Annotated in this window: 22 protein-coding genes; 10 read left to right on the top strand and 12 right to left on the bottom strand. The window is 34.5% G+C overall.

What is annotated here, in order from left to right; all coding sequences use genetic code 11:
* Positions 1-36: 36 nt before the first annotated feature.
* Positions 37-1,182, top strand: a complete 1,146-nt coding sequence (locus RT228_RS12390) for a multidrug effflux MFS transporter (protein WP_006261992.1) — start codon at positions 37-39, stop codon at positions 1,180-1,182.
* A gap of 28 nt (positions 1,183-1,210) precedes the next feature.
* On the opposite strand, the gene RT228_RS12395 is transcribed toward RT228_RS12390, so the two are convergent.
* The 4 genes from RT228_RS12395 to porV all read right to left on the bottom strand — a co-directional run bounded on the left by RT228_RS12395 (position 1,211) and on the right by porV (position 5,129).
* The gene (locus RT228_RS12395; RefSeq protein WP_006260271.1) at positions 1,211-1,630 is read right to left on the bottom strand and encodes a GNAT family N-acetyltransferase; all 420 of its coding nucleotides are present in this window, start codon (positions 1,628-1,630) and stop codon (positions 1,211-1,213) included.
* Between the two features lie 160 nt (positions 1,631-1,790).
* Complete coding sequence (locus RT228_RS12400) at positions 1,791-3,188, bottom strand: hemolysin family protein (protein WP_006260272.1); 1,398 nt, start codon at positions 3,186-3,188, stop codon at positions 1,791-1,793.
* 238 nt (positions 3,189-3,426) lie between these two features.
* Complete coding sequence (locus tag RT228_RS12405) at positions 3,427-3,909, bottom strand: cytidine deaminase (RefSeq protein ID WP_006260273.1); 483 nt, start codon at positions 3,907-3,909, stop codon at positions 3,427-3,429.
* A gap of 80 nt (positions 3,910-3,989) precedes the next feature.
* Complete coding sequence (porV, locus tag RT228_RS12410; RefSeq protein WP_006261993.1) at positions 3,990-5,129, bottom strand: type IX secretion system outer membrane channel protein PorV; 1,140 nt, start codon at positions 5,127-5,129, stop codon at positions 3,990-3,992.
* A 639-nt stretch (positions 5,130-5,768) separates the two neighbouring features.
* Between porV and gldJ the strand changes: the two genes are divergently transcribed.
* Both gldJ and murF read left to right on the top strand, forming a co-directional pair.
* The gene (gene gldJ, locus RT228_RS12415; protein ID WP_006261994.1) at positions 5,769-7,289 is read left to right on the top strand and encodes a gliding motility lipoprotein GldJ; all 1,521 of its coding nucleotides are present in this window, start codon (positions 5,769-5,771) and stop codon (positions 7,287-7,289) included.
* Between the two features lie 68 nt (positions 7,290-7,357).
* Positions 7,358-8,659, top strand: a complete 1,302-nt coding sequence (murF, locus tag RT228_RS12420; RefSeq protein ID WP_006260276.1) for a UDP-N-acetylmuramoyl-tripeptide--D-alanyl-D-alanine ligase — start codon at positions 7,358-7,360, stop codon at positions 8,657-8,659.
* 35 nt (positions 8,660-8,694) lie between these two features.
* Here murF and RT228_RS12425 read toward each other — a convergent pair whose 3' ends face one another.
* The 6 genes from RT228_RS12425 to RT228_RS12450 all read right to left on the bottom strand — a co-directional run bounded on the left by RT228_RS12425 (position 8,695) and on the right by RT228_RS12450 (position 16,168).
* A complete protein-coding gene (locus RT228_RS12425) occupies positions 8,695-9,735 on the bottom strand; it encodes an endonuclease/exonuclease/phosphatase family protein (RefSeq protein WP_006261995.1) in 1,041 nt (346 codons plus the stop codon).
* A gap of 3 nt (positions 9,736-9,738) precedes the next feature.
* Positions 9,739-10,593, bottom strand: a complete 855-nt coding sequence (locus RT228_RS12430; RefSeq protein ID WP_006260278.1) for a rhomboid family intramembrane serine protease — start codon at positions 10,591-10,593, stop codon at positions 9,739-9,741.
* Entirely contained in the window at positions 10,593-11,342 is a 750-nt protein-coding gene (locus RT228_RS12435; RefSeq protein WP_006260279.1) for a rhomboid family intramembrane serine protease, read from the bottom strand. The genes RT228_RS12430 and RT228_RS12435 overlap by 1 nt, the downstream gene beginning before the upstream one ends.
* Positions 11,342-13,627 carry a DNA mismatch repair endonuclease MutL gene (gene mutL / locus RT228_RS12440; RefSeq protein WP_006261997.1) on the bottom strand — a complete coding sequence of 762 codons (2,286 nt, stop codon included), beginning with the start codon at positions 13,625-13,627 and terminating at the stop codon, positions 11,342-11,344. The genes RT228_RS12435 and mutL overlap by 1 nt, the downstream gene beginning before the upstream one ends.
* A 1,261-nt stretch (positions 13,628-14,888) precedes the next feature.
* Positions 14,889-15,380 (bottom strand): 6,7-dimethyl-8-ribityllumazine synthase, encoded by a 492-nt coding sequence (ribH, locus tag RT228_RS12445; RefSeq protein ID WP_006261998.1) that lies wholly within the window; start codon positions 15,378-15,380, stop codon positions 14,889-14,891.
* A gap of 2 nt (positions 15,381-15,382) precedes the next feature.
* Entirely contained in the window at positions 15,383-16,168 is a 786-nt protein-coding gene (locus RT228_RS12450; protein ID WP_006261999.1) for a YfgM family protein, read from the bottom strand.
* A gap of 134 nt (positions 16,169-16,302) precedes the next feature.
* Here RT228_RS12450 and recF point away from each other — a divergent pair, with 134 nt between their 5' ends.
* The 7 genes from recF to RT228_RS12485 all read left to right on the top strand — a co-directional run bounded on the left by recF (position 16,303) and on the right by RT228_RS12485 (position 23,530).
* A complete protein-coding gene (recF, locus tag RT228_RS12455; protein WP_006262000.1) occupies positions 16,303-17,397 on the top strand; it encodes a DNA replication/repair protein RecF in 1,095 nt (364 codons plus the stop codon).
* A 21-nt stretch (positions 17,398-17,418) separates the two neighbouring features.
* On the top strand, positions 17,419-18,432 hold the full coding sequence (murB, locus tag RT228_RS12460) for a UDP-N-acetylmuramate dehydrogenase (protein WP_006262001.1): 1,014 nt from the start codon (positions 17,419-17,421) through the stop codon (positions 18,430-18,432).
* 230 nt (positions 18,433-18,662) lie between these two features.
* A complete protein-coding gene (locus tag RT228_RS12465; RefSeq protein WP_006262002.1) occupies positions 18,663-19,769 on the top strand; it encodes a glycosyltransferase family 2 protein in 1,107 nt (368 codons plus the stop codon).
* A complete protein-coding gene (locus RT228_RS12470; protein ID WP_006262003.1) occupies positions 19,766-20,341 on the top strand; it encodes an RNA polymerase sigma factor in 576 nt (191 codons plus the stop codon). The genes RT228_RS12465 and RT228_RS12470 overlap by 4 nt, the downstream gene beginning before the upstream one ends.
* A gap of 267 nt (positions 20,342-20,608) precedes the next feature.
* Entirely contained in the window at positions 20,609-22,108 is a 1,500-nt protein-coding gene (gene nirK, locus RT228_RS12475; RefSeq protein WP_313138692.1) for a copper-containing nitrite reductase, read from the top strand.
* Position 22,109: 1 nt separating this feature from the next.
* Positions 22,110-22,889: a formylglycine-generating enzyme family protein gene (locus RT228_RS12480; protein ID WP_006262005.1), complete on the top strand. Its 780-nt coding sequence runs from the start codon at positions 22,110-22,112 to the stop codon at positions 22,887-22,889.
* A gap of 17 nt (positions 22,890-22,906) precedes the next feature.
* Positions 22,907-23,530 carry an SCO family protein gene (locus tag RT228_RS12485; RefSeq protein ID WP_006262006.1) on the top strand — a complete coding sequence of 208 codons (624 nt, stop codon included), beginning with the start codon at positions 22,907-22,909 and terminating at the stop codon, positions 23,528-23,530.
* A 257-nt stretch (positions 23,531-23,787) separates the two neighbouring features.
* On the opposite strand, the gene RT228_RS12490 is transcribed toward RT228_RS12485, so the two are convergent.
* Together RT228_RS12490 and RT228_RS12495 are read right to left on the bottom strand one after the other, a co-directional pair.
* Positions 23,788-24,240, bottom strand: a complete 453-nt coding sequence (locus RT228_RS12490; protein WP_006262007.1) for a CopD family protein — start codon at positions 24,238-24,240, stop codon at positions 23,788-23,790.
* Entirely contained in the window at positions 24,237-25,439 is a 1,203-nt protein-coding gene (locus tag RT228_RS12495) for a hypothetical protein (RefSeq protein WP_006262008.1), read from the bottom strand. Before RT228_RS12495 ends, RT228_RS12490 begins: the two co-directional genes overlap by 4 nt.
* Positions 25,440-25,499: the final 60 nt, after the last annotated feature.

Below are 25,499 nucleotides of genomic sequence, written 5' to 3' on the forward strand. Positions count from 1 at the left end.
ACAAATTCTAAAGACCTTTGTCAAAAATTAAAAACAATGAAAACAAAAAACAGTTTAGCGCTAATGATTGTACTGATGATGTTCCCCCAATTCGTGGAGACCATCTACAGTCCTGCCTTAACGCATTTAGCTAAAGCATTTGATGTAACGAAGGAGACTACATTACTAACAATAAGTATATACTTTATAGCCTTTGCACTTGGAGTTATCTTTTGGGGAATATTAAGTGATTATATCGGTAGAAGAAAAGCGATGCTAAGCGGACTAGTAACGTATACACTCGCTTCTGTACTAGCCTTGCTTGCCACTAATTTTGAAACAATACTTATCGCAAGGTTTATTGCTGCCTTTGGTATAGCTGTAGGATCAGTGATTACACAAACGATGATGAGAGACAGTTATACTGGAGTAGAACTAGCTAAAGTATTTTCTATTATGGGAATCGCCTTATCAGTAAGCCCTGTTATAGGATTACTAATGGGAGGAATTCTATCCAATCAATTTGGCTATTGGGGAGTATTCACAGTACTAGCAACGTTGGCAATACTACTATTCAGCACATCCTTCTTCTCCTTAAAAGAAACTAAACAACATACTGACAAGATCACATTAGATAAAATAATAGCCTTAGCTAAGACGATGTACACTGACTCTCTATTGTGGAAATATGCTTTGTTAGTCATGGTTTACAATGTTCTTCTTTTTAGTTATTATTCATTTGCCCCATTTATATTTGAACAAGAAGGATTGAGTCCAACAGTATATGGATATAGTGGTATTGTACTAGCGGCAGGTTCTTTTATAGGAAGCTCTCTAAACAAGAAATTACTAGAGAGAGGATATTTCCCCATTACCTTAATGAAGATTGCAGCAACTATAGCTATTGTGAATGCTTTAGTGTTAATTCTAATAGGCAATACGCTTTACTTTCTAATCCCGATGGTATTTATTGTAACTGCATTCGGGATAGCGATTCCTAATATCCTTAGTCAAGCCTTACTACAATACAAATCGTCCATAGGTACAGCTAGTGCTTTATTCGGGTTATTGTATTATATCTTGATTGGTACAGGTTTATACATTAGTAGTACTATGTCTAATATCACTGTCGTAATGATTAGTTTTGCTGCTATAGCGATCTTAGTTTCATTACTTATTAAAAACAAAAAGACGACTTTATAGCCTTGCTATAAAGTCGTCTTTCACTTTCTTAATTCTTCTTGACATACCCCATTCCTCTAGAGACAGGCCATACTTCTTTAAAACCATAATGCTCATATAACTTATAAGCTTCACCATCTGCTATTAAGTTTACATAGCATGACTCTGGTAGATTATCATTAATAAATTCTGTCAATGTAGTCATTACTAACTTACCTAACCCTTGTCCTTGGTACTCTGGTAATACACAAATATCCACTACCTGACAATGACACCCTCCATCACCTACTAATCTTCCCATCCCTACGAACTTATCATTATTCTCTGTATCTAGTATCGACACACAGCATAGAGAATTAGCAAGACCAATCACAGCTGCCATAATTCTCTTTTCAGATAAACCACAGGTTGTACGCATATTAATATAATCCTCTGGTTCTATTATATCATAACAAATCTTATATCTCATATCTTCTTTAATCTTTTTAGATAAACAAATATATAATTGCTGTTATTCTCTTCCTAATCGTTTGATTAGAATGTGATAAATTGTAGCAATACAATGACTAAATGAATTACTCAAATGATAATCTACAAAAAAAGGACAGTACGAATACTGTCCTTTATAATTATTTATCTTCTGATTGTTCTTCCTTCTGTTCTTTAGTTAAAAGGCTTAACTCCACTTGCTCTACTGAATTGCGATACATCTTAAGTATTTTTCCTTCGTAGTCATCAAGTCTTATAATATCTCCTACTTTAAACTCGTCATCAGGACACTCTTCACTGATTAAACCTGCAAGTGTATCATAGTGTTCACTTTCTTCAAACTTAACAGGTACTAGTCTATTAATATCTGATAAATTATAATGTGCACTAACTACATATCTACCTTCTCCCATACTCTGTACTACAGGTTCTTCATTGTCATATTCATCTTGGATCTCTCCTACCAATTCCTCTAGAATATCTTCCATAGTCACAATACCTGTAAACTCTCCTACTTCATTGGTAGCAATAGCCATCTGTAGGTGTTTTGCTTGGAATTGTTTTAATACATTTTTAATAAGTGCATTCTCAGAGATATAAATAGGTTCACGTAGTAATGAAGCTAGATCAGTGTTACTCTTATCTTGAATCATTGCTTTCATCAAGTCTTTTGTATAAATAACACCTTTAATATTATCTAAGTTATCTTCATATACTGGAAAACGAGAATATCCTTCATTGATTGCATAATCGATAGCCTCTATTACACTTGTATTAATCTCGATAGCTGAGACATTTTTACGTAGGCTTTGAATATTATTTACACGTCTGTCATCAAAGTCGAATACATTCTGAATCAGAACACGCTCTGTTTCTTCAATAGCTCCTCCTTCTTGACTCTCAGTAATAATCATCTTAAGCTCTTCTTCTGTATGAATATCAGCTCCGTGAATTGGGCTAATACCTACAATACGCAATATACCATTAGCTAAACCGTTCATCAACCAAATAATAGGTCTAAATACGAAATAGAATATACGCAATGGAAGTGCTATAGTAAATGTCGTCTTCGTTGGGAAGTGAATAGCTAGTGATTTAGGTGCTAATTCACCAAAAACAATATGTAATATTGTGATAATAGCAAAGGCTACTGGAAAAGAAACACTTTTAGCTACACCATACCATTCAGGTCCAGTGAAACCAAAGATTTCAAACAAATACATAATAACAGGTGTTAATGAGCTTTCTCCAACCCATCCTAACCCTAGTGAAGCAAGGGTAATACCTAATTGTGTAGCTGCTAAATATGCATCAAGATTAGAAACAATATTCTTAGCAATACCTGCTACTTTAGAATTTAGTTCTTGATGAACTTCTATTTGAGAAGTACGAACTTTCACAATTGCAAACTCTGCTGCAACGAAAAAACCGTTTAAGAAAACTAAAAATAAAGTAAGTAATAATTTACCTACTGAAATCTCTTCGTGTACAATGTTAGAACCAGCCAACATTGTAATGATCTGGGCGTATGTATCCATTTTAAGAATTAAAAAAAGCCAATGGTTAAATATTTTTTAATGGCTTAAGGTTTATATCATTGTGATATAAATCTCGTATCAAAATTAATAATTTAATTGACACAGTATCTATCAATATTTACTAATTTTTAAAAAATATCACAATGCTTATAAATATAGTCAACTTTGCACTAATGTTATAGTACAAATCGAAACTCACTTAACAAAATAAATGCGATTAGCTCTTTTTTTACATCTTTTACATCGAGTCTTTATCAAAATGAAAAGGCAAGATATTTACTAACGAAGGAGAGTAACACACTTTACCTTCTGCTCCCATAAAGAACATTTCTATAGCAGAGTCTTGTTTTGTCTCATATTCTAAAATACTTTGTCTACACGCTCCACATGGAGGGATTGGAGTACTCGTAACTTTTAAATCTGATGATGCAGAAATAGCTATCTTTAAGATTCTCTGATCTGGATAATTAGCCCCAACATAAAAGATAGCTGTACGCTCAGCGCATAATCCTGATGGGAAAGCCGCATTCTCTTGATTAGACCCCACTACGATAGTTCCGTCTTCTAATAAGATAGCTGCACCTACTCTAAACTTAGAATAAGGAGCATAAGCCTTCTTTCTCACTTCTACAGCCCTATTCATTAACTCTTGATCTTTTTGTTCTAATTCTGCTATTGAATCATATTCTAAGAACGTTGTTACGATTTCAATTTTTTTCATAATCCTTGACTATTAGAGATAAAAAATCCAAACGCATCTTATTGGGGATGGTTTGGATTCAATACAAATATACTATTTTTTTAACCTCTTCGATAAGTTTTTCTACCTAAATCGAATGTTAATGAGAATCGCAGTGTATTCTCCATTGGGTTATTTATTTTTGATGTTGAAAATAAATACGATAGGTCTATAGCCATCATATTATATTTAAAACCTGCTCCTAAAGTTGCATACTGTCTAGCTCCTTTTTCTGGACTTTCGTGGAAGTATCCTGTTCTAAAAGCAAATTTATTGTCATACCAATATTCTGCTCCTAGAGACCACGCTACTTCTTTCAGTTCTTCACTAAATCCATTAGGCGCATCTCCAAATGATTTAAACACTCCTTTAAGCCATCCAGTATCGTTATACTCGATTAACGCTTCTGGATCGTTTCTATATTCTGGTGGTGTCGGAACTAATAACTTATTAAGTTCTCCTGAGATAGTTAATGTATTCTGTTGATCAATAATAAAATCAAAACTACCTCCTAACTTTAAGTTTGCAGGAAGAAAAGAACCATACTGCTCATCTTCATATTTTATCTTAGGACCTAGATTCTGAATATTAAACCCAGCTCTCCATCTTCCATCGAAAGTACTAAATCTAATTACATCTGATTCATAGAAACCTGCTATATCTACAGCTACTTGACTCGCCATAGAGTTAGATCCATCTAGTTCCGGCATTCTAAGATTAGAGTTGATGAAACGTCCGACTACTGCCATACCAAAACGATCACTTAATTTCAATGAATAAGAAACATCAACAGCAAATTCATTTGGCTTTTTTATAATTGAACTCGATTGATAACTATCTCTAAACTCCATTTCACCCATTCCAAAATAACGTAAACTTGCTCCAATAGCACTACGTTCATTGAATTTATTAAAATAGGTTAATTGACCTAAAGCCATATCGCTACTAATTTTAGACATATAAGGGCTATAGTTTACAGAAAATCCTTGTGCTTGCGTAGCAAATGCATACTTCGCGGCATTGTGTTGTTGAGAAAACACATCACTAGAAGTCGCAACCCCGATATCCCCCATCCCTGATGATCTCGCATCTCCAGATATTAATAAGAAAGGTACTCCAGTAGTTATAGGTCTTACTACTTTCTGAGCGTATATAAACTGCCCCGCTAAAACAGTAAGAAATAAGGCTGTAACTTTTTTCATCTTTATTTTTTTAAGATTCACAAATATAATCTTTTTAACATTACTAAAATCTGAGTCTAGCTATTATTATAACTTATAAAAACAACAATTATTATTTTGATCTTCATTATAAACGAAATATATACCTCACTCTACAAGAAACTTTGACCATCAACATTTTAATTCTTTTTTACGTATCTTATACAAAGTAAACTTAATACTATTTTTACTCAATCTAAGGGCTATTCATTGTATAATTCAAAGATATTCATACCCTTTTTATACTATTAAAAGAATCTACTTCTAATTTTTAGTATTAATCTTATTACAGTACATTTTTGCATTATAATTTCTTAATTAAACATAGAAACAAAAGCAAATTCACAAGAGAGAACAAGCAATCTTCTCCTTATATTGTCAATTATTTTGTATGGCATTTAAGTAATTCGAACTACATTTGCACTGCGTATAGAGTATGACTTTATACAAAACAATTATTTTTTTGTTAAGCAATACAAAATACTTTTAGACGTTATAAGTGTAATTGCTTATTAAAAAATAAAAATTATTGATACTTTTTCGATTAAATGAAAGTATTCACATTGCTAATTAAACGTTAATTATTAAATTGCGTACAATTTTATATCCATTTATAACGAGATGAAGATTAAAGAACTTTTAAACTTTCGATTACTGGCAGGTATATTAGTTGCTGCTAGTATTACGAGTTGTGGAAATTCAAACAGCAACGTATCAACGGCTACTGGTTGGAAAATCAATGATAGTAAAGGTGGTTTTCAATACAACACCAAATACGAACAACGTACTCCTAAAGGAATGGTTGCTGTAGAAGGAGGTACATTTACAATGGGACGTATACAAGAGGATATCCTTGCTGATTGGAATAACAATCCTAAAGAAATGTACGTACAATCGTTTTATATGGATGAAACAGAAACTACCAATATCATGTATAATGAATACTTATATTGGTTGCGTACTGTATATCCTCAAAACAATGAATTATATCAAGAGATTTATAAAAGTGCTATTCCTGATACGACAGTATGGAGAGGCCCTTCTGGGTTCAACGAATCACTTATCACTAGCTACTTAAGACACCCTGCTTATGCTAACTATCCTGTAGTGGGTGTTACTTGGGTACAAGCAAATGATTATGCTAAATGGAGAACTGATCGTGTTAACGAATTAGCACTAGAAAAAGCAGGTTATTTAAAGAAAGATGCTAAAATTCTTGAAGCTGGATCTGACGCTCACTTTAGCACAGATACTTACCTTATCTCTCCAGAATCTGTTTATGGAGGAAATAGCGATATCGCTTATAAAGGAAAAGGAAACAAAGCACAAGAAGGTGATCGCAACTTATACGCTACTCAAAACTCTGGTTTGTTTACCTCACAGTTTAGACTTCCTACAGAAGCTGAATGGGAATACGCTGCTATAGGATTAGTAGGTAACAGAGAGTACAACAACTATAAAGGGCGTAAAAAATATCCTTGGGATAAAAGCAGCAAACGCAAAAAGGGAAAACCAATCGTTCAGAACACTAAGTACGCTAACTATAAACAAGGTCGTGGTGACTATGGTGGTATAGCGGGGTGGTCTACTGACAATGGTGATATCACTAATGCAGTAAAATCATACCCTCCTAATGATTTCGGTTTATACGACATGTCTGGTAACGTTGCTGAATGGGTAGCTGACGTTTATGACCCAACTATTGATCTAAACGACACTGACTTCAACTTCTATAAAGGAAATGTTTACTATAAAAACAAAATAGGTGCTGATGGTAAAATCGAAATCACAACAAATGAAACTGTGAAGTTCGATACATTAAGCACTGGTAAATTAAGAGTTCGCAATCTACCTGGACAAATTGCTCAAGAAGAATTAGATCCTTCTATATTTGATGACAATATCCAGACAGGTTTAGGTGGTAAAATAAAAGGAGAAGGTCCTAAACCACTTAAAAAGGTTACTCTTTATGATGAGAAATCTCGTGTGATTAAAGGAGGTTCTTGGAAAGATAGAGCATATTGGTTAGACCCAGCTACTAGAAGATTCTTCCCAGAAGACCAAGCTACAGATTATATTGGATTCAGATTAGCAATGACTAAAGTAGGTCCTAAATCAGATAAGCGAAAAACGAAGAATTAACATATTTTAAAATATTCTTTTTTCAAAAGCCCTAATTGTATTAGGGCTTTTTTTTATACTTTTGATTCATGGATATTACTGAAATTTACCAATGTTTTTTACAGTGTGATGGTGTATCTACTGATACTAGAAACATACATCCTAACTCTCTTTTTTTCGCATTAAAAGGAGATAACTTTGATGCTAACGAGTTTGCTCAAGACGCACTTAATAAAGGTGCTGCCTTTGTGATTATGGACAACAAAAAGCTGATTACTGATCCAGCTAAAATGCTTTATGTACCAGATGCCTTAGGAGCTTTACAACAGTTAGCTAAACACCATAGACAACAACTAGGCTTACCTATTATAGCGCTAACAGGTAGTAATGGAAAGACTACTTCTAAAGAACTTATCGCTACAGTACTAAGCAAAAAATATAAAGTAACAGCTACTAAAGGAAACCTAAACAACCATATTGGTGTTCCGCTTACATTACTTTCACTTACAGAAGAGACAGACTTAGGTATTATAGAAATGGGGGCTAACCACAAACAAGAAATAGCTTTCTTATGTGAATTAGCTGATCCTGACTTCGGGTACATTACTAACTTTGGAAAAGCACATTTAGATGGCTTTGGTGGGTTTGAAGGTGTTATTAAGGCTAAAAGTGAATTATACGACTATTTAGAAGATAACTATAAAACAGCTTTTGTCAACTTAGATGACCCTAGACAAGATGCAAAAACAATGACCTTCAGCCGTTATACTTTTGGTACAGATTCCTCTGCTGATATCGTTATTGAACAATTAGAAGCTCAACCTAACGCTACAGTATACTATAAAGGAGAGGTAATTAACTCTAACCTTACAGGAATCTATAACGCGACTAATATAGCTGCTGCATTAACTATCGGTCAATTCTTCAATGTGGATTTAAACGATATTAAAGAAGCCATAGAACACTATATCCCTACTAATAATAGATCACAGTGGATTACTAAAGATAACTCTATGATCTTATTAGATGCTTATAATGCTAATCCTAGCAGTATGGACGCTGTATTGACTAACTTTGATCAACTAAATGATCAACGCGATAAAGTATTCGTCTTAGGAGATATGCTTGAGCTAGGAAAAGAAGGTTATAAAGAGCACAAAGATATCGTGACTAGATTAAGTGATGTTAAAAATAAAACAGCATACTTTATAGGAAGAGAGTTCTTTAAAGCATCTATTAATGTCACACAAGAAGACATACACTTCTTCGAAACGTTTGACTTGTTTAAACAACATATTCTTGACCATTCTAACGAAGTATTTAAGAATAAGCTAATCTTGATTAAAGGATCAAGAGGGATAGCACTAGAAAGAACCTTAGACTTAATATAACAAAAAAGAGCTTAAATAATTATTTAAGCTCTTTTTTATTTATCGTCTTGGCTATCGATTTCCAATCTTGTAATTAACGGGAAGTGATCCGAATTTTTAAACTCTGGATAAGTCTTAAATGACTTGACATGAATACGAGGATCTACGAACACATAGTCAATACGCATCGGATAAGCGAAGTCATACGTCTTACCAAATCCTGTCCCCCCTTCTACGAATGCATCATTTAGATTCCCTCTAATATTCCTATACACATACGAGAATGCACTATTATTCATATCTCCACAGATAATCTTAGGGATAGACACATCATTCATATGAGATTCTATTAACTCGGATTGCATCTGCTGTTCTTTAAATGCCTTTGCTATACGATTAACGATTAGCTTAGACTTAGCCTCATCAATACTCTCGTGGATATCAGGGCTAATACTGATAGATTGTAAGTGAATACTATACACTCTTATTGTATCTTGATCTTTTAGAATATCTGCAAAAATCACATTGTTATTAGAACTAGGTAAGTTAATCTCTCCCTTATCTATAATTCTAAACTTAGAATAAATAGCCTGTCCCGTTTTTATCTTATTACCATGTGAGGTAATAAACTTATAAGGATATTGGCTGAACTTTATATTTGTATTCTTAGAATATTCTTGAAAGCACAACACATCAGGATCATGTAGATCTACAAACTCTTTAATCTTATCAGGAACATGCTCATCTGGGATCCAATTAAACAAGTTAAAAAGACGAACATTATAACTCATTAAAGTGAACTCCTTTTCTCCGACCTCCTCATTTCTACCTGAGAACTTATAAAACTTATTAGCAAAAGTAATCCCAAGTATTAGAATTAAAGAAGACAACCATATTTGCCTTTTTAATTGAATTAACCAATAGATAAAGAACGCTAGATTAATAATCAAAAAGAAAGGTAATATTAGCGTAAATACAGATAATAAAGGAAATAACTTAGGTGCTAAAAAAGGCAAAAAATACCCTACTAATGACATAATCGCCATTAGTATATTAGTCCCAAATACAAACTTGTTAAACCAAGATAGGTTCTTCATATTTTACTCTTTTCCAGCTCTAAACAGAAAGTCTTTCTCTTCTTTAGTAAGGCTTTCATATCCAGATTTACTGATTTTATCTAATATTTTATCTATTTTCTGTTGTCTCTCATCCTTGTTTTCACTGACTGTTGTTTCTCGGCGATTCTCTTTATTATTTACATATACCTTCTTAAAACGAGTTCCTTGATTTCGTTTAAATAGGTTACTTATTTTATCAAAGATAATGCTTAAATCGGTTCCTGCCTCTAACATTTTAATATAGATCAGTCCCATTAGCGCACCACCTAAGTGAGCCAGATGCCCTCCTACATTACTTGTATTCAACTGGATAACATCTAAAATAATGATAAAAGTAGCAATATGCCACATCTTTACATTTCCGATTAAAGCTAATCGCACTTGCATCATAGGAGCATGCACTGCCACTCCTACTAATGGAGCTATAGTAGCTGCTGAGGCTCCTACTAGTATAGACCCTGTCGACATAAACATTCCACCTAGCAAGAAGATCACACCACCTAATAAAGCACCTAATAGATACAAAGTTAAAAACTGCTTGTCTGTAAAAAAAGTAGCAAATAATCTTCCTACAAAAAACAAGACAATCATATTAAAAAGAAGGTGAATCACTCCTGCATGTACGAATGAATATGTCAATAACGTCCATGGTTTATACAATAGTGACATAGGGTTGCTCCCAAGAGCTAACCAAGATAATAAACTAGCGCTAAAGGAAGAAAAGAATACTTGCAACAACATAATGATTACTGAAATACCTACATTCCAGTAAATCAACTTTTGCACAATACCACCAGCTCTATACTGGAACTTCAAATCATCTAATAGCTTACTCATTATCTATCCCAACGGTTATTGTTAAACTGTGTCTTCTTATAATACATCATTAATAAATACCCCATTAATGCTCCCCCTATATGAGCGAAGTGAGCGATACCACCACCTCCACCGAATAGACTGAAGCTACCTGCTACACCTCCGTATAAATCTATCAATAAAATACCAGGTACAAAATATTTAGCTTTAATAGGCACAGGAATAAACATCATCATTAACTCTGCATTAGGGAACATAAACGCAAAGGCCACTAACAACCCATACACAGCACCTGATGCCCCTACGACAGGCGTATTATATGCAGATAGAAAATTATGCAACTGACCATCTCCTAATATACCTCCCCATCTTAGATCATACTTTCCTTCTTTTAGTAGCGCCATTACATCACTAGCATTATACCCATTATCTGTAAGAGTAGACACAGCAGAATGAACACTAAAATAATTCACTCCTGTATGTAATAGAGCCGCTCCAAATCCACATAGCAAGTAAAAAGTAAGAAACTTCTTACCTCCCCACATCATCTCTAACGTACTACCAAAAGAGAACAAAGCAAACATATTAAACAGAATATGCATGATACTCCCATGCATGAACATATGAGTTAAAGGTTGCCAAACATAGAATGATGGACTTTCAAAATAATACATTGCGAATAACTCTTTGATCGCTGGTATAAACATACTAGCTCCGAAGAAGATTACATTCACTATAATTAAATGTTTTACTGTCTCTGATATTCTCATTATAATGCGAATTTTTTTTCTATATCCTCTACTTTCATCGTTACAAAAGTAGGTTTCATAAAAGGTGATACACTTGGTTCTTGACAAGCGAATAATGAGTTCACAATATTCTCTTGTTCTTCATCATTTAGCACAGTTCCTGTCTTCACAGATAAACTATGTGCTAATGATTTGGCAATGCGGTCACTTTGTCCCATTGCTGTCTTAGGTACTCCATCTTGGAAGTCACTAATCAAATCTTCTAATACGATAGAAGCCTCACTCTCTGATATATTAACAGGCAATCCTGAGATAACCACATAATCTTGTGTCATGTGTTCAAACCCAAAACCAGTCTGTTGTAACATCGGGTATAACTCTCTTAGTATTTCTACCTCATAAGGAGAGTAATACAATGTCAATGGAAATAATAACTGTTGAGAAGAGGCTGTATGATTCTGTATACTCTCCATAAACTTCTCATACAATATACGCTGATGCGCTCTCCCCTGATCGATGATTACCATTCCTGACTTTATCGGACTGACAATGTACTTTCTATTAATCTGGAAGCGTTTCACTCCCATGATTTCTTCTTGTTTATTTTCGAACAGATTCCCTGTCACAAAATCACTCTCTAATTTTATGCCAGACACATCTAGATCTTCCCCAGAAGAACGAAGTCCTTCATAGAGATTCTCCCATCCTTCTATATTACTCTTAGAAGACAAGGCTCCTTTAGAGAATGAGGATGACGAACTCTTCTTCACAGAAGGTTTATTAAACTTAGATTCTATAACATCTGATTCTCTATTTACTTTAGATCCCAGTGTGATTTCCTCTTCATATCTATCCTCTACGGTACTATTTCCTTTGCTCTCTAGTACTTCACCTAGATCATCGGTATAACTTAAAGGGCTATGATTACTTTTACTCTCTAACGTCTCACCTAAAGAAATATTTTCTTCCGTATTACTTTTACTTTCTAGAACATCTATAAAGCGGTTATTCTCTATATCATTCCCCTTATTCGTCACCTTATCCCCGAACGGATTCATGGATACATACGTCTCATTATTCTCCAGATCATCTATAAAGCGAGTGTTCTCTATACTACTATCCGTAGCTCCGATAAACATAGCCGCATTATTATCAAATGGATTATACTCAAACTTATCTGACTCTGTAAGTAGCTCTCTGTGAAAAGGGTTAAAGTTTCTATCTACTTCTATAGTAGGAGTTGATGCTTCTTTTCCCTCGAAGTCATACGGAGTATCTAGACTAGCATCTCTCTGAAAGTCTAATACCGGCGCTACATTAAACTGTCCTAGACTATGCTTAATGATAGAGCGAAGAATACTGTATAAGGCCTGTTCATCGTCGAACTTTACCTCAGTCTTCGTTGGATGTATATTAATATCTATACTATCTGGTGGTACATTAAAGTAGATGAAATAGCTAGGGTGTGTTCCTTCTTTTAGAAGTCCTTCATAAGCCGCCATAATAGCATGGTGTAAATAACCACTTTTAACAAAGCGATCATTCACAAAGAAGAATTGCTCTCCTCTACTCTTTTTAGCAAACTCAGGTTTCCCCACAAATCCTGTTACCTCTACGATCTCTGTATTCTCTTTTATAGGTACTAACTTTTCGTTTGTTCTAGTACCGAACACATTGACTATACGCTGACGAGCATTCGTAGGCAATAGATTAAACACTTCGCTACCATTGTGTATTAAAGAGAAATGGATATTGTGATGCACTAATACGATTCTCTCAAACTCATCAATAATATTTCTAAACTCTACATTATCGGACTTTAAGAAATTGCGTCGTGCGGGTATATTAAAAAATAAATTCTTTACTGAAAATGAAGTCCCTGCAGGAGTAACAGCTACTTCCTGACTCACTAGTTTAGTCCCTTCTATAACGATATGGGTACCTAGCTCAGCCTCATGTGTACGAGTCTTTAACTCCACATGAGCAATCGCTGCGATAGAAGCCAAGGCCTCTCCTCTAAATCCTTTAGTACTTAACGCAAATAAATCCTCTGCTTTGGAAATCTTAGAAGTAGCATGACGCTCGAATGACATACGTGCATCGACATCACTCATACCCTTTCCATTATCAATAACCTGTATTAAAGTTTTACCAGCTTCTTTTAGAATCAACTTAATCTCTGTAGCTCCAGCATCGACAGAGTTCTCTATCAATTCCTTAACCACAGACGAAGGGCGTTGTACTACTTCCCCTGCTGCTATCTGATTCGCTACGTGATCTGGTAGTAAACGAATAATATCTGACATCTATTTGCTCCTCTATTATTAATCTAATTGTTTAGATAAATTCCACTTAAAGGACAAATTTAAAGAATTAAAAATTCCTTTACTATTTCTCTATTGTAATTTATTTCTAAAATATAGAGGACACTTTCTGAATTATAGAATTAAACCCTACTCACCTCATCCTATGACAACCTTTTTTTAAATACTTATCTAATAAATAACATTGCTGATAAGTTCTAGAATAATTATGATGATAATACATTTACTCCCATTGTCATTCTGAGCCTACGAAGAACCTCCATCCTATATGTTTGTGGAGTTACTAGTGAGATACTTCCTTTATCAGCATGACATTGTTGGTGGTTAGTACTTCCACTCTCCTTGCCATTCTGAGCCTGCGAAGAATCTCATCCTATATGTTTGTAGAATTACTAGTGAGATGCTTCCTTTGTCAGCATGACATTGTTGTGGTTAGTACTTCCACTCACACTCTCATTCTGAGCCTACGAAGAACCTCCATCCCATATATTTGTGGAGTTACTAGTGAGATGCTTCCTTTGTCAGCATGACATTGTTAGTGATTAGTACTTCTACTCTCCTTGTCCTTCTAAGCTTGCTAACAACCTCATCTTACACCTCCACTCCCTTTGTCCTTCTAAGCCTGCGAAGAATCTCATCCTAAAGCTGATGTAGTTGCTCCCTATTCTCCTATGCCGTAGGCACACAATCTTAATTATTAATTACTAATTCTTCATTAAAACACCTTACCTTATTCTTAGAGGAGAATGCTCTGAGAATAGAAGGAGCGTCCTTGGACAAACACACGCTCTCCTCCACTAAATACGGAGTATTGTCCATGTATTTTCGAAGGATTTCAACAGAACCCCCTATTTATATGGGCTCAAAGCCTATGCAAGTAAAACACAAATATGGCCTAAAAACAAATAAATAACTACAAATCAATAACTTAATAAAAAATAAATACTAAAAAAAAAAGCATATCCTTTTTTTAATTTGAAGTCTAAAAAGAAGAAAAATAGAGGGTAAAGAGTAAAAAAGTAGGATTAGTTCTCTTTAGATTACTAAAAAAGGTGATGAAATAGATCCATTTTTTAAAAAAAGAAAAAGGATAATTTTAGAAAAGAAAAAATATAGAGAAAGATAACACACGCTAAACACTATGAATAGTCTGACACCCCCTCTTACTGAAAAATATAAAACAAAAAAAGAGGATTTCTATTGCTAGAAATCCTCTATCTTATATATTATAAACAGATTGAGCTTATGCTTTTCTATTTAAATCTATCATTTTTAAAGCTGCGATAGCTGCTTCTGTACCTTTGTTTCCGTGTTCTCCACCACTACGAGCAATAGATTGTTCGATATGGTTATCTGTCAGTAGACAGAAGATCACAGGGATATCAGAGATTAGGTTAAGGTCTTTAATACCATGTGTCACTCCTTCGCATACGAAGTCGAAATGCATCGTCTCTCCCTTAATCACACACCCTACTACAATAACTGCATCTAAGGTCTCTTCTGCTTCTATCATTTTTTTTGCTCCGAAAATTAATTCAAAGCTACCTGGTACATTCCAGCGAACTATGTTTTCAGCTAACAGACCACAGTCTAATAAGGCTGCTTCTGCACCAGAATACAATCCATTAGTGATTTGGTCATTCCACTCTGATACTACGATACCTACTCTAAAATCTTTCCCGTCAGGAAGTGTAGTTTTATCGTATTCAGATAAGTTTTTATTTGCTGTTGCCATACTTATTGTGCTAAACCTATCAAGGCATCTACTCCTCTGTATTCTACAGAACCTTGGTAGTTATTTTTAATCTCGTTGAAGCTCTTAAGTGCTTCTTCTTTATTACCTAATTCTAAAGCAACTAAACCTGCTTTATTTAAATATCTAGGTGTAGTAAAATCGTTCTTCTGCTTAGCAGCTGCTTTTTGATAATACTCTAAAGCTTGCTCTTGTTGCCCTAATTCAGAGAAAGCATCTCCAATAGCTCCTAAAGCTAATGGTGCTAATACTGCATCATTTCCTTTGAATTTCTCTAAATGCTCGATTGCTTTAGCGAAATCTCCTTTATGTAAATATGCTGTACCCGCATAGTAGTTTGCTAAATCTGCAGACTGTGTACCACCGTAATTTTCTATAATTCCTAAGAATCCTAGTTTACCTTCTCCACCGTTAAGTGCTAAGTTAAATAAAGAGTCTTTAGCAGTACCATTCATTAAAGCATCGTTATAATAACTCTGTGCCTGAAACATTTCGTTCGCAGCGTCATCATTTTTTGGCTCAACAACAAATTTGTCATAACCAACATACCCCAAAGTAGCCAAAGCAACAGCACCTACGATACCAAAAATTACTTTTTGATTGCGCACTACCCAGCTTTCCATTCTATTTGCTCCTTGATCTAAAGAGTTAAATACCTCAGCTGTCTTACTGTTAGATGAATCAATATTGTTATATTGTTCAAACTCATTATCTTCTTTTTCTTGTTCAGGTTTAGGGGCTTTATAACCTCTTTTATTATAAGTTGCCATTTATACAAAGTTTAATGAGTCGCAAAAATAGGATTTTTATTGTAATATAAAAGTGCTTTCTATCTATATTTTTGATAATTTGCACCAAAATTTGATAAAGCACTCTCTAAAACGTTAAAATAACCAGTAACCACGTGTATTTAAAAAAATTAAACATATTAAATTTCAAGAATATTAGCGATAATACTTTCTCTTTTGACCAGAAAATAAACTGTTTTATTGGGTTAAACGGAGTTGGTAAAACCAATATCTTAGATGCTATATATTATATGGCTTACGGGAAGAGTTACTTCAACCCTATAGCTGTACAGAATATCAAACACAACGAAGATTTTTTTGTAATCGATGGTACATTCATTAGAGATGAAAAGGAAGAGCACATCGTATGTAGCCTAAAAAAAGGACAGAAAAAAATCCTAAAGAGAAACAATAAAAACTACGAACGATTCTCTGATCACTTTGGCTTTATTCCCCTAGTGATTATCTCTCCTTCTGACAGCGACTTAATTACAGAAGGAAGTGAGACTAGACGTAAGTTTATCGATAGTGTGATCTCTCAGATGGACAGCAACTATCTACAACTGCTTATACAATACCAGAAGCTAATCAGTCAGCGTAATGCGCTTCTTAAGAGCTTCGCTCAGAATCACTATTTCGACGGAGAGACGTTGGCAGTCTATAATGAGCAGATTGCAGAATTGGCACACCCTATTCACGAGAAAAGAAGAGATTTCATCAAAGAGTTCACTCCTATATTCTCTCATTATCACAGTCTGATCACAGAGAATAAAGATGATGTATCTCTAGAATATGAGACGCAGTTAGATGATAAATCTATGCTAGACCTATTCGCAGAGAATCTTGCCAAAGACCGTATGCTACAGTACACCTCTGTCGGGATACATAAAGATGACTTGGCATTCGAACTGACAGGACATCCTATTAAAAAGTTTGGTTCACAAGGACAGCAAAAGTCATTCTTAATCGCATTAAAATTGGCTCAATTTGAGTTTTTAAAAACACAGCGAGGCGTAGCTCCTATCCTCTTATTTGACGATATCTTTGACAAATTAGACGAGAATAGAGTCCGCAAGATTTTAGAGCTAGTTAATTTAGATACCTTTGGTCAACTCTTTATTTCGGATACACACGCTGATCGAACAGAAAGCTTGTTAAATAGTGTAAACCAAGGTTACGAGATTTTTAAAATTCAACAAAACGAAGAATAAACTAATAATACCCCTAAGACAATGAATATTCACGAGAATGTATCGCTAAAACCATATAATACGTTTGGATTAGATGTAATGGCTAAATATTTTATTGAAATAAAACAGATAAATGATCTAAAAGAAATAGTCAAGGCTAATAAAAGTGACAAGCTATTCATCTTAGGAGGAGGTAGTAATATGCTACTAACACAAGACATCAATAAGATCGTCATCAAGCTAGATCTAAAAGGAATCAATATCATCAATGAGGATAACGACTATGTATATGTAGAGGCTGAGGCTGGAGAGAATTGGCATGAGTTCGTCCTATGGTGTATCGAGCACAACTATGGAGGTGTGGAGAACTTATCTCTTATACCAGGTAATGTAGGGACTACGCCTATCCAAAATATTGGTGCTTATGGAGTAGAGATTAAAGATGTGCTACACAGCTGTAAGGCTCTTAATATGGAGACATTAGAAATAAGAGACTTCACGAATGCTGAATGTGAGTTTGACTATAGAGAAAGTGTGTTTAAAAATGCGCTAAAGAATCAATACATCATTCTATCTGCAACGTATAAACTAACTAAACAAAATCACAATCTAAAGGTAGAATACGGCGCTATAAAAAGTCAATTAGACGCTGATAACATTACTGCTCCTAGTATTAGAGATATTAGTAATGCTGTGATCTCTATCAGACAGAGTAAGCTGCCTGATCCTAAAGAAATCGGTAATAGTGGTAGCTTCTTTAAAAACCCTATCGTAGACAGAGACACCTTCGAGAGACTGCACAGAGTATACCCTAGCATGCCTCATTATGTCATCAATGAACAGGAGGTAAAAATACCTGCAGGATGGCTAATTGAGACCAGTGGCTTTAAGGGATACCGACTAGGTGATGCTGGTGTACATGAGAAGCAAGCTCTAGTGCTAGTTAATTACGGAAAAGCAGAAGGAGGACAAATCAAGAAATTAGCAGAGACTGTACAACGAGAAGTTTTTAATTTATTTGGTATTTCTATTCATGCAGAAGTCAATATCTTTTAAAAATGTATTTAGCTTGTTTAAAATACTTTTATAGGTAAATATATACACCTTTTTAGAGTGAATCGATACAGAATTTCTTTTAGATAATTATATCTATCTAAAAAAATATAATACAGTAGTAACCTAAAAGGTGAGTAATCAAAATATATAAACTATTTTTAAACAGGCTTCTATATTCTTTTAACAGATTAATCGTACATTTGCAGACCTTACGGGAATAGATATTCACTATGCTAACACTTTTATTTTACATTTTCATTGCTGTTATAGTTATAGAAATATTACAGTATATTATCATCTATGGACCACTAGCTATGTCTAGTAGCCTTCCGACTAAACGATACGCTGATCTAGAACCTATCTCTGTCATTGCTTATGTAAAAGATCAACAGGAGAAGTTAGAAAACTTCCTTTCTGTTCTTATACAACAAGACTATCCTGAGTATGAAGTAATACTAGTCTATAGTGCGTCTGATGACGAAAGCTTAGAAATATTAGAAAAATTCTGTTTGACTTACCCTAACACTAGACTAGTCAATGTAGAAAATATCGAGGCCTTCTGGGGCAATAAGAAGTACGCTTTAACTCTAGGGATGAAGGTAGCTAAGTATGAGCGCTTCATCTTTACAGAACCTGCTGTCACTCCTATATCAGATAAATGGTTATTAGCGATAAGCAAAGGATTCTCTTCTACTAAGAAAGTAATACTAGGACATACTAAAATCGAAAAAAAGAAAAGGTCTTTTATCAATCAATTAATCCGTTTCCAAAATACGTATAAGACGATAAACCTATTCTCATGGGTGTCGTATGGCAGACCTATTCACGGAAATGCTTATAACCAAGGATATAATAAAGAGTTGTTCTTTAAAGTAAACGGGTTTATAGACCATATGAAAACTCCTTATGGAGATGAGTATGCCTTCATCAATCAAATAGGAACAAGTAGTAATACAACAACTGCACATGACCGCGACAGCTTCGTATGCTTACAAGTGGAGAGCAAGACTAGTACATGGACAGGTAATATAAAGAAGTACGACTTACTCCTCAGAACCTCATCTATCTTTACACAATTTAAGATTAGATTCTTTAGTCTATGTCACCTTCTATTCTTCGGGCTATTCACTACGCTGATCAGTTTTCTTTTTAACTGGGAGATTGTACTAGGGTTATTTGTATTCCGTTATTTGATTATATACATCTATAACTATAAGTTATTTAAAGTATTTGATGATAAAGATTTGGCCTGGACACTGCCATTCTTAGAAATTATTCATATTTTTATCACTACGTATTACTCAATAGTACATTTTATTACACGTAAAAAAATTTGAAAAACTTAGTTCAAGAAAATATCCTAGCAGCTCAAAAGGGAGACCAGATAGCGTTTACCTTCTTGCTAAACCATTATTGGTCTGAAGTATATAACTTTATGCTTAAAAGAACAGCAAACGAAGTGGATGCTGAAGATATTACTATTGAAACTTTTTCGAAGGCATTTACCAATATCAGTAAGTACGATCCTACTTATGCCTTTAATACTTGGCTGATCAGCATTGCTAAAAATGTGCATATCGATATGATCAGAAAGCGCAAGAATATGTCTTTCTTAGATATCAATGACGAGGAGAATCAACAGTATCACGATATCATAGATGATACAATGAACAAAGAAGATGAACTGATACAAGAACAGAATCTAGTGATCTTTAAAAGTTATATCAACTTACTTAAACCTCATTATCAAGAGGTAATAGATATGCGCTTCTTCCAAGAAATGTCTTATAACGAAATCGCAGAAGCCTTAAATGAGCCTTTAAACAATGTCAAGGTCAAGATCATGCGTGCTAAAAAACTATTAGCAGAGATTATCCTTAAACAGATAGATCAAAACTTCTCTATCTAATCTTCACAAACTATAATACCCTATAATTAAGTATAAATTTTCGTTTCTAATAATCACAGTACGCGAAGTGACTTTAAAAATATTAGTATTATTTTTATTTATCACCCTTTATTTCACACGCAAGATTAGCAATACACTTCTATAATATCCAGCTATTTAGCTAAAACACTTCCAATCTTATAATTATTTTATAACGAGTAAAAAAAGTTCATTCAATTTTTAAAAACTGATATTTATCACAATAAAAGACAATAAGGTCTTCTATCTTTGATATACAAAAATGAACAAAAGAACACAGTTATGAATACAAAGGTACAAACACTAAAAACCAAACTTGGAGTACTACTATTATCTCTAGGTTTACTAACAATCGGAGGCTGTCAACAGAAGGACAAGACTCCTACAAAGATGACTCCAGAGATGGCTGAACAAATAGTAGTCAAAGGAGAAGCTGAAGCTGAACTAACTGCACCTCCCCTAGTACCTAAACCTGTAGGAAAAAGGGATGCAACAAAACTAATTGTTAATCTAGAGATCTTAGAACAAGAAGGTGAAATGGTAGATGGGGTAAAATACATGTATTGGACCTTCGGTGGTACCGTACCTGGTAGCTTTATCCGTACCCGTGTAGGTGATGAAGTAGAGTTCACACTTAAAAATTACCCAGATAATAAGCTTCCTCACAATATTGACCTTCACGCTGTGACAGGTCCTGGAGGTGGAGCTGCATCATCATTAGTAGCGCCTGGACACGAGGTAACGTTCTCTTTTAAAACACTACATCCTGGTCTATATGTATACCACTGTGCTACTGCTCCAGTAGGGATGCATATCGCTAATGGGATGTATGGTCTGATCTTAGTAGAGCCTGAAGGTGGACTACCACCTGTAGACAAAGAATACTATGTGATGCAAGGGGACTTCTATACAAAAGGGAACTATGGAGAGAAAGGGCTACAACCATTCGACATGAATAAAGCATTAAAAGAACAACCTGATTATGTAGTATTCAATGGGCATGTAAACGGACTAGTCAATGAAAATGCAATCACTGCTAAAGTAGGAGAAACAGTAAGATTATACGTAGGTAATGGTGGGCCTAACTTAGTGAGTTCTTTCCACGTAATCGGAGAGATCTTCGATAGAGTACATGTAGAAGGTGCTGATCTAATCAACGAAAACGTACAGACTACACTTATACCAGCAGGAGGTGCGGCGATAGTAGAATTTAAAGTAAATACACCTGGTACATTTGTATTAGTAGACCACTCTATCTTTAGAGCCTTTAATAAAGGAGCACTGGGAATGCTGAAAGTAGAAGGAGACGAAAACCAGAAAGTATTTGCAGGTAAAATAAAAGAAGGAATATACTTACCTGAAGGAGGTACTATACAAAATATGCCTAAAGAACCAGCTAAAAAAGAGGTAGTGGAAAACAAAACGCTTGCGCAACAAATAGCTGATGGTAAGAGTGTGTTTACTAGAACATGTTTTGCTTGTCACCAATCTGAAGGACAAGGTATAGAGAAAATATTCCCTCCTCTAGCAAAATCTGATTACTTAAATGCAGATGTGAATAGAGCGATAAAAACAGTTATAAACGGACTACAAGGAGAGATTACAGTTAACAAAGTAAAATATAACTCTATCATGACAAGTCAAAACTTAAGTGACCAAGAGATTGCTGACGTACTGACTTATGTGTACAATAGTTGGGGAAATAATAAAACTGTAGTGAGCCCTCAAATGGTTCAAAAAAATAGATAAAATGTTTTTTCTTGATAAATCAAACTTCATTGTGTGTCTTCTGAGCATAGTAACCTTAACAGGAATATATGCTCAGAAAATGACACCGATGGTCACTATCAAAAGTGGAACTTTTGTTCCACTTTACGGTAGTACAGAAGACGGCTATGTAAAAGTAGCTTCTTTCAAAATGGATCAATACGCTGTGACCAATGAACAGTATGTAGAGTTCTTAAAGAAAAACCCAAATTACCAACGCTCACAGATCAAAGCGTTATTTGCTAATAAAAGTTATTTATCTCATTGGAAAAGTGATTTAGACTATGGCGACTTAAAACCTAATGCTCCTGTGACCAATGTATCTTGGTTCGCAGCTAAAAAATACTGTGAGTTAGAAGACAAAAGATTACCTACTATGGATGAATGGGAGTATGTAGCCATGGCTGATGCTAAGAATATGGATGCTCGCCAAAAAGAAGAATACAATAAGTATATCCTTGCTTGGTACGAGACACCTAAGACTTATGTCAATCCTGTAGGGAGCACCTTTAAAAATTACTGGGGTGTATATGATATGCATGGCTTAATATGGGAGTGGGTAGCAGACTATAATTCAATCTTCTTGTCTGGAGAAAGCCGCAAAGACAAGGGCAACGACGAGAACTTATTCTGTGGAAGTGCTTCTATTAATGCTTCTGACCTGATGGATTATGCTGCCTTTATGCGATACGGTTTTAGAGGTAGTCTTAGAGCTAACTTTACAACAAAAAACTTAGGTTTTAGATGTGCACAAAACCCTTAAAAAAAAAGAACATCATTATGAAAAAGACATTGATAGCATTACTAAGCTGCTCTACTTTACTACTAACTAGTTGTAAAGAGACTAAAGCTACAGAAAAGCAACCTCAAGCTACAGAACAGACTGCAGAGGCACAAGAGATTTCTGATTTGTCTATTTACAATCTACCTTCTACCTGGACTACACAAGATGGTAAAGATATTGAGCTAAAAGACTTACAGGGCAATGTACTAGTCATGGTCATGATTTATACTTCTTGTAAAGCTGCATGTCCTCGATTAGTAGCTGATATGCGTAATATCGAGGAGAGAGTAAAAGGTAAAAACGCAGATAAGGTAAAATATGTATTAGTCAGCATTGACCCACAAGTAGATACTCCTGAACGTCTAAAAGCATTTGCTAAAGAGAATCAAATGGATGCTCCTCAATGGGTATTCTTGCGTTCTACTGAAGAAGATACAAGAGAATTTGCAGCTACTCTTGCTGTGAATTACAAAAAGATCTCTCCAATAGACTTCTCTCACTCTAATATCATTAGTGTGTTTAATACCAAAGGAGAATTGGATTATCAACAAGAGGGACTTGGTATAGACTATGCCCCTACTGTAAAAGAAATAGAGCGACAACTCGCTTTAATTAAATAAGAAAGTTAGTTATTAGTTTGATAATATACTGCTCTGCTTCATAATAGAAGTAGAGCAGTATTTTTTTGTATATAAAGTGCCTTTAATTCTAGTTACTTATTTAAGAATATAAAATAGTTCCAATAATAAAAAGCTATTACTTGATCACTTCAAAAGTATAATCAAACAATAGCTTTATATATAATAATACTAACAGGTATTTTAATAGTTAAGCAAATAACCCCAACAATACCTTTCACTTATAAATTCATTCCTCTTTATATCCCTCCATATCTAATAAAACTACCTAATATAAGCATCACAATACTAATAGCCGTAACAGATAAAATATGGAATGTCATTAAAGGAAGTTTCTTAATATCAGTCTTTAGACGAGGCAATACGTAAAACTGAGCACTTAGTGCAAATAATGCGATAGTGAATAGACATGCTAATTTTAAAGAAACAACACGTTCTATTGGAGTTTCAAAAGCAAACCAACTCGCTAACTTTACATTGTAGATATAGGCCATACGCACACCTGTTAGCAACATCACAAATAAAGCTGGCATACCAAACCACTCATACCTACTCTCAAAGTTAAATAACTTCTCTACTGACTTCTCTTTCCATACTTGAGGTAATATCACTACACTTAATAAGATATGTCCTCCTACCCATATAGTAGCCCCTAATAGGTGTAATATTAATAAAAGGTGTAATTCATTCATGACTTTCCAATTTTAATGTATGAGAATAATAAAAACAAGATACTGATGGGAAGTAATACAGATGCCCAAAATAAGAGCACAGGTGTATTGGCTATCCAAACAACTCCGATAAAACCTTGTAATCCTTGTATAAACAAAATTATTTCTGTCAATACAAAACCAACTACTAAGAATAGTATTCCTGTCTTTAACCAAGTATTTACAACTATTCTTTTTTCTTGAACCATTAACCAAATTCCAAAACCACTCAAGACTCCTAACATATTCAAATGGATAAAACCAATGATCCAACTGCGCAAAGCTTGTAATTGAATAGCTATTGATTCTGATATAGCTAATAACTGTGTACCTATTCGCATTATAAGGCATATTCCTGCTAATACTAATAAAAGCCACACAAAGACATTTTCATTGTTATTTCGTTGCTTAAATACTTTAAAAAAGGGTTTTATTAAATATCCTACTGAATACAATTGCAATAAAACGCCTACAGCATTTAAGTAATGTAGTATAGGTAATTCTACATACCAACTCACAGGTAAAGCATAAGTGAGTATTACAGATACTATCCAAGTATAATAAAAAGGTTTAAACTTAGATAAAGAGTATCCCTTAAACACAATGCCAAACAATAAGGCTAAAAAGGCAGTTAAGAACCATCCGTCAAACTGAAAATGTAAGAAGAACTGTATGCATATCTGATAGAATGCACTAGCCTTCCCCATCATGCCTACTGCTGGTCCTAAGCACCAAACTCCTATGGTAGAAAATGCCATAAAGAACAAAGAGGTTTTTAGTAATGTACCTTGCTGTGTCTCTGAGGCAGTGTTGTTCTTCCATAAATGAATGACAAATACATAAGAACAAATAATGTGTAAAGTAGAAAAAGCAATAGAGGCTACGGCATATCCCATAAAAGGAAATGTCAGTGCCATTCCAAGCACAGCTAATTGAGTCATCCAAAAAAGTCGGGCATAAAACTTCTCTTCTTTAAGCGTTTTTTTTCCAAACTGTTGAACAAACAATACATAAACCAATAAATACAACCATCCTAATAAAGCAATATGAGAGTGTGTATGTAAAATATACAAAAATGTCACTCCTTCTATCGGGTAGACGAACATACTTCTTAGCAAAAATCCTAATAGGGCTGCTGTAAGAAAGTTGACCAAAGGAATGATGTAATAGACTGGTTTCATAAGCTGTTATACAAGAAGTGCCTTAAACTTAAAGGTAAGGCACTTCTATGAAATTTGAAA

The sequence above is a fragment of the Myroides sp. genome, from assembly GCF_032073645.1.
GTDB lineage: Bacteria > Bacteroidota > Bacteroidia > Flavobacteriales > Flavobacteriaceae > Flavobacterium > Flavobacterium odoratimimum.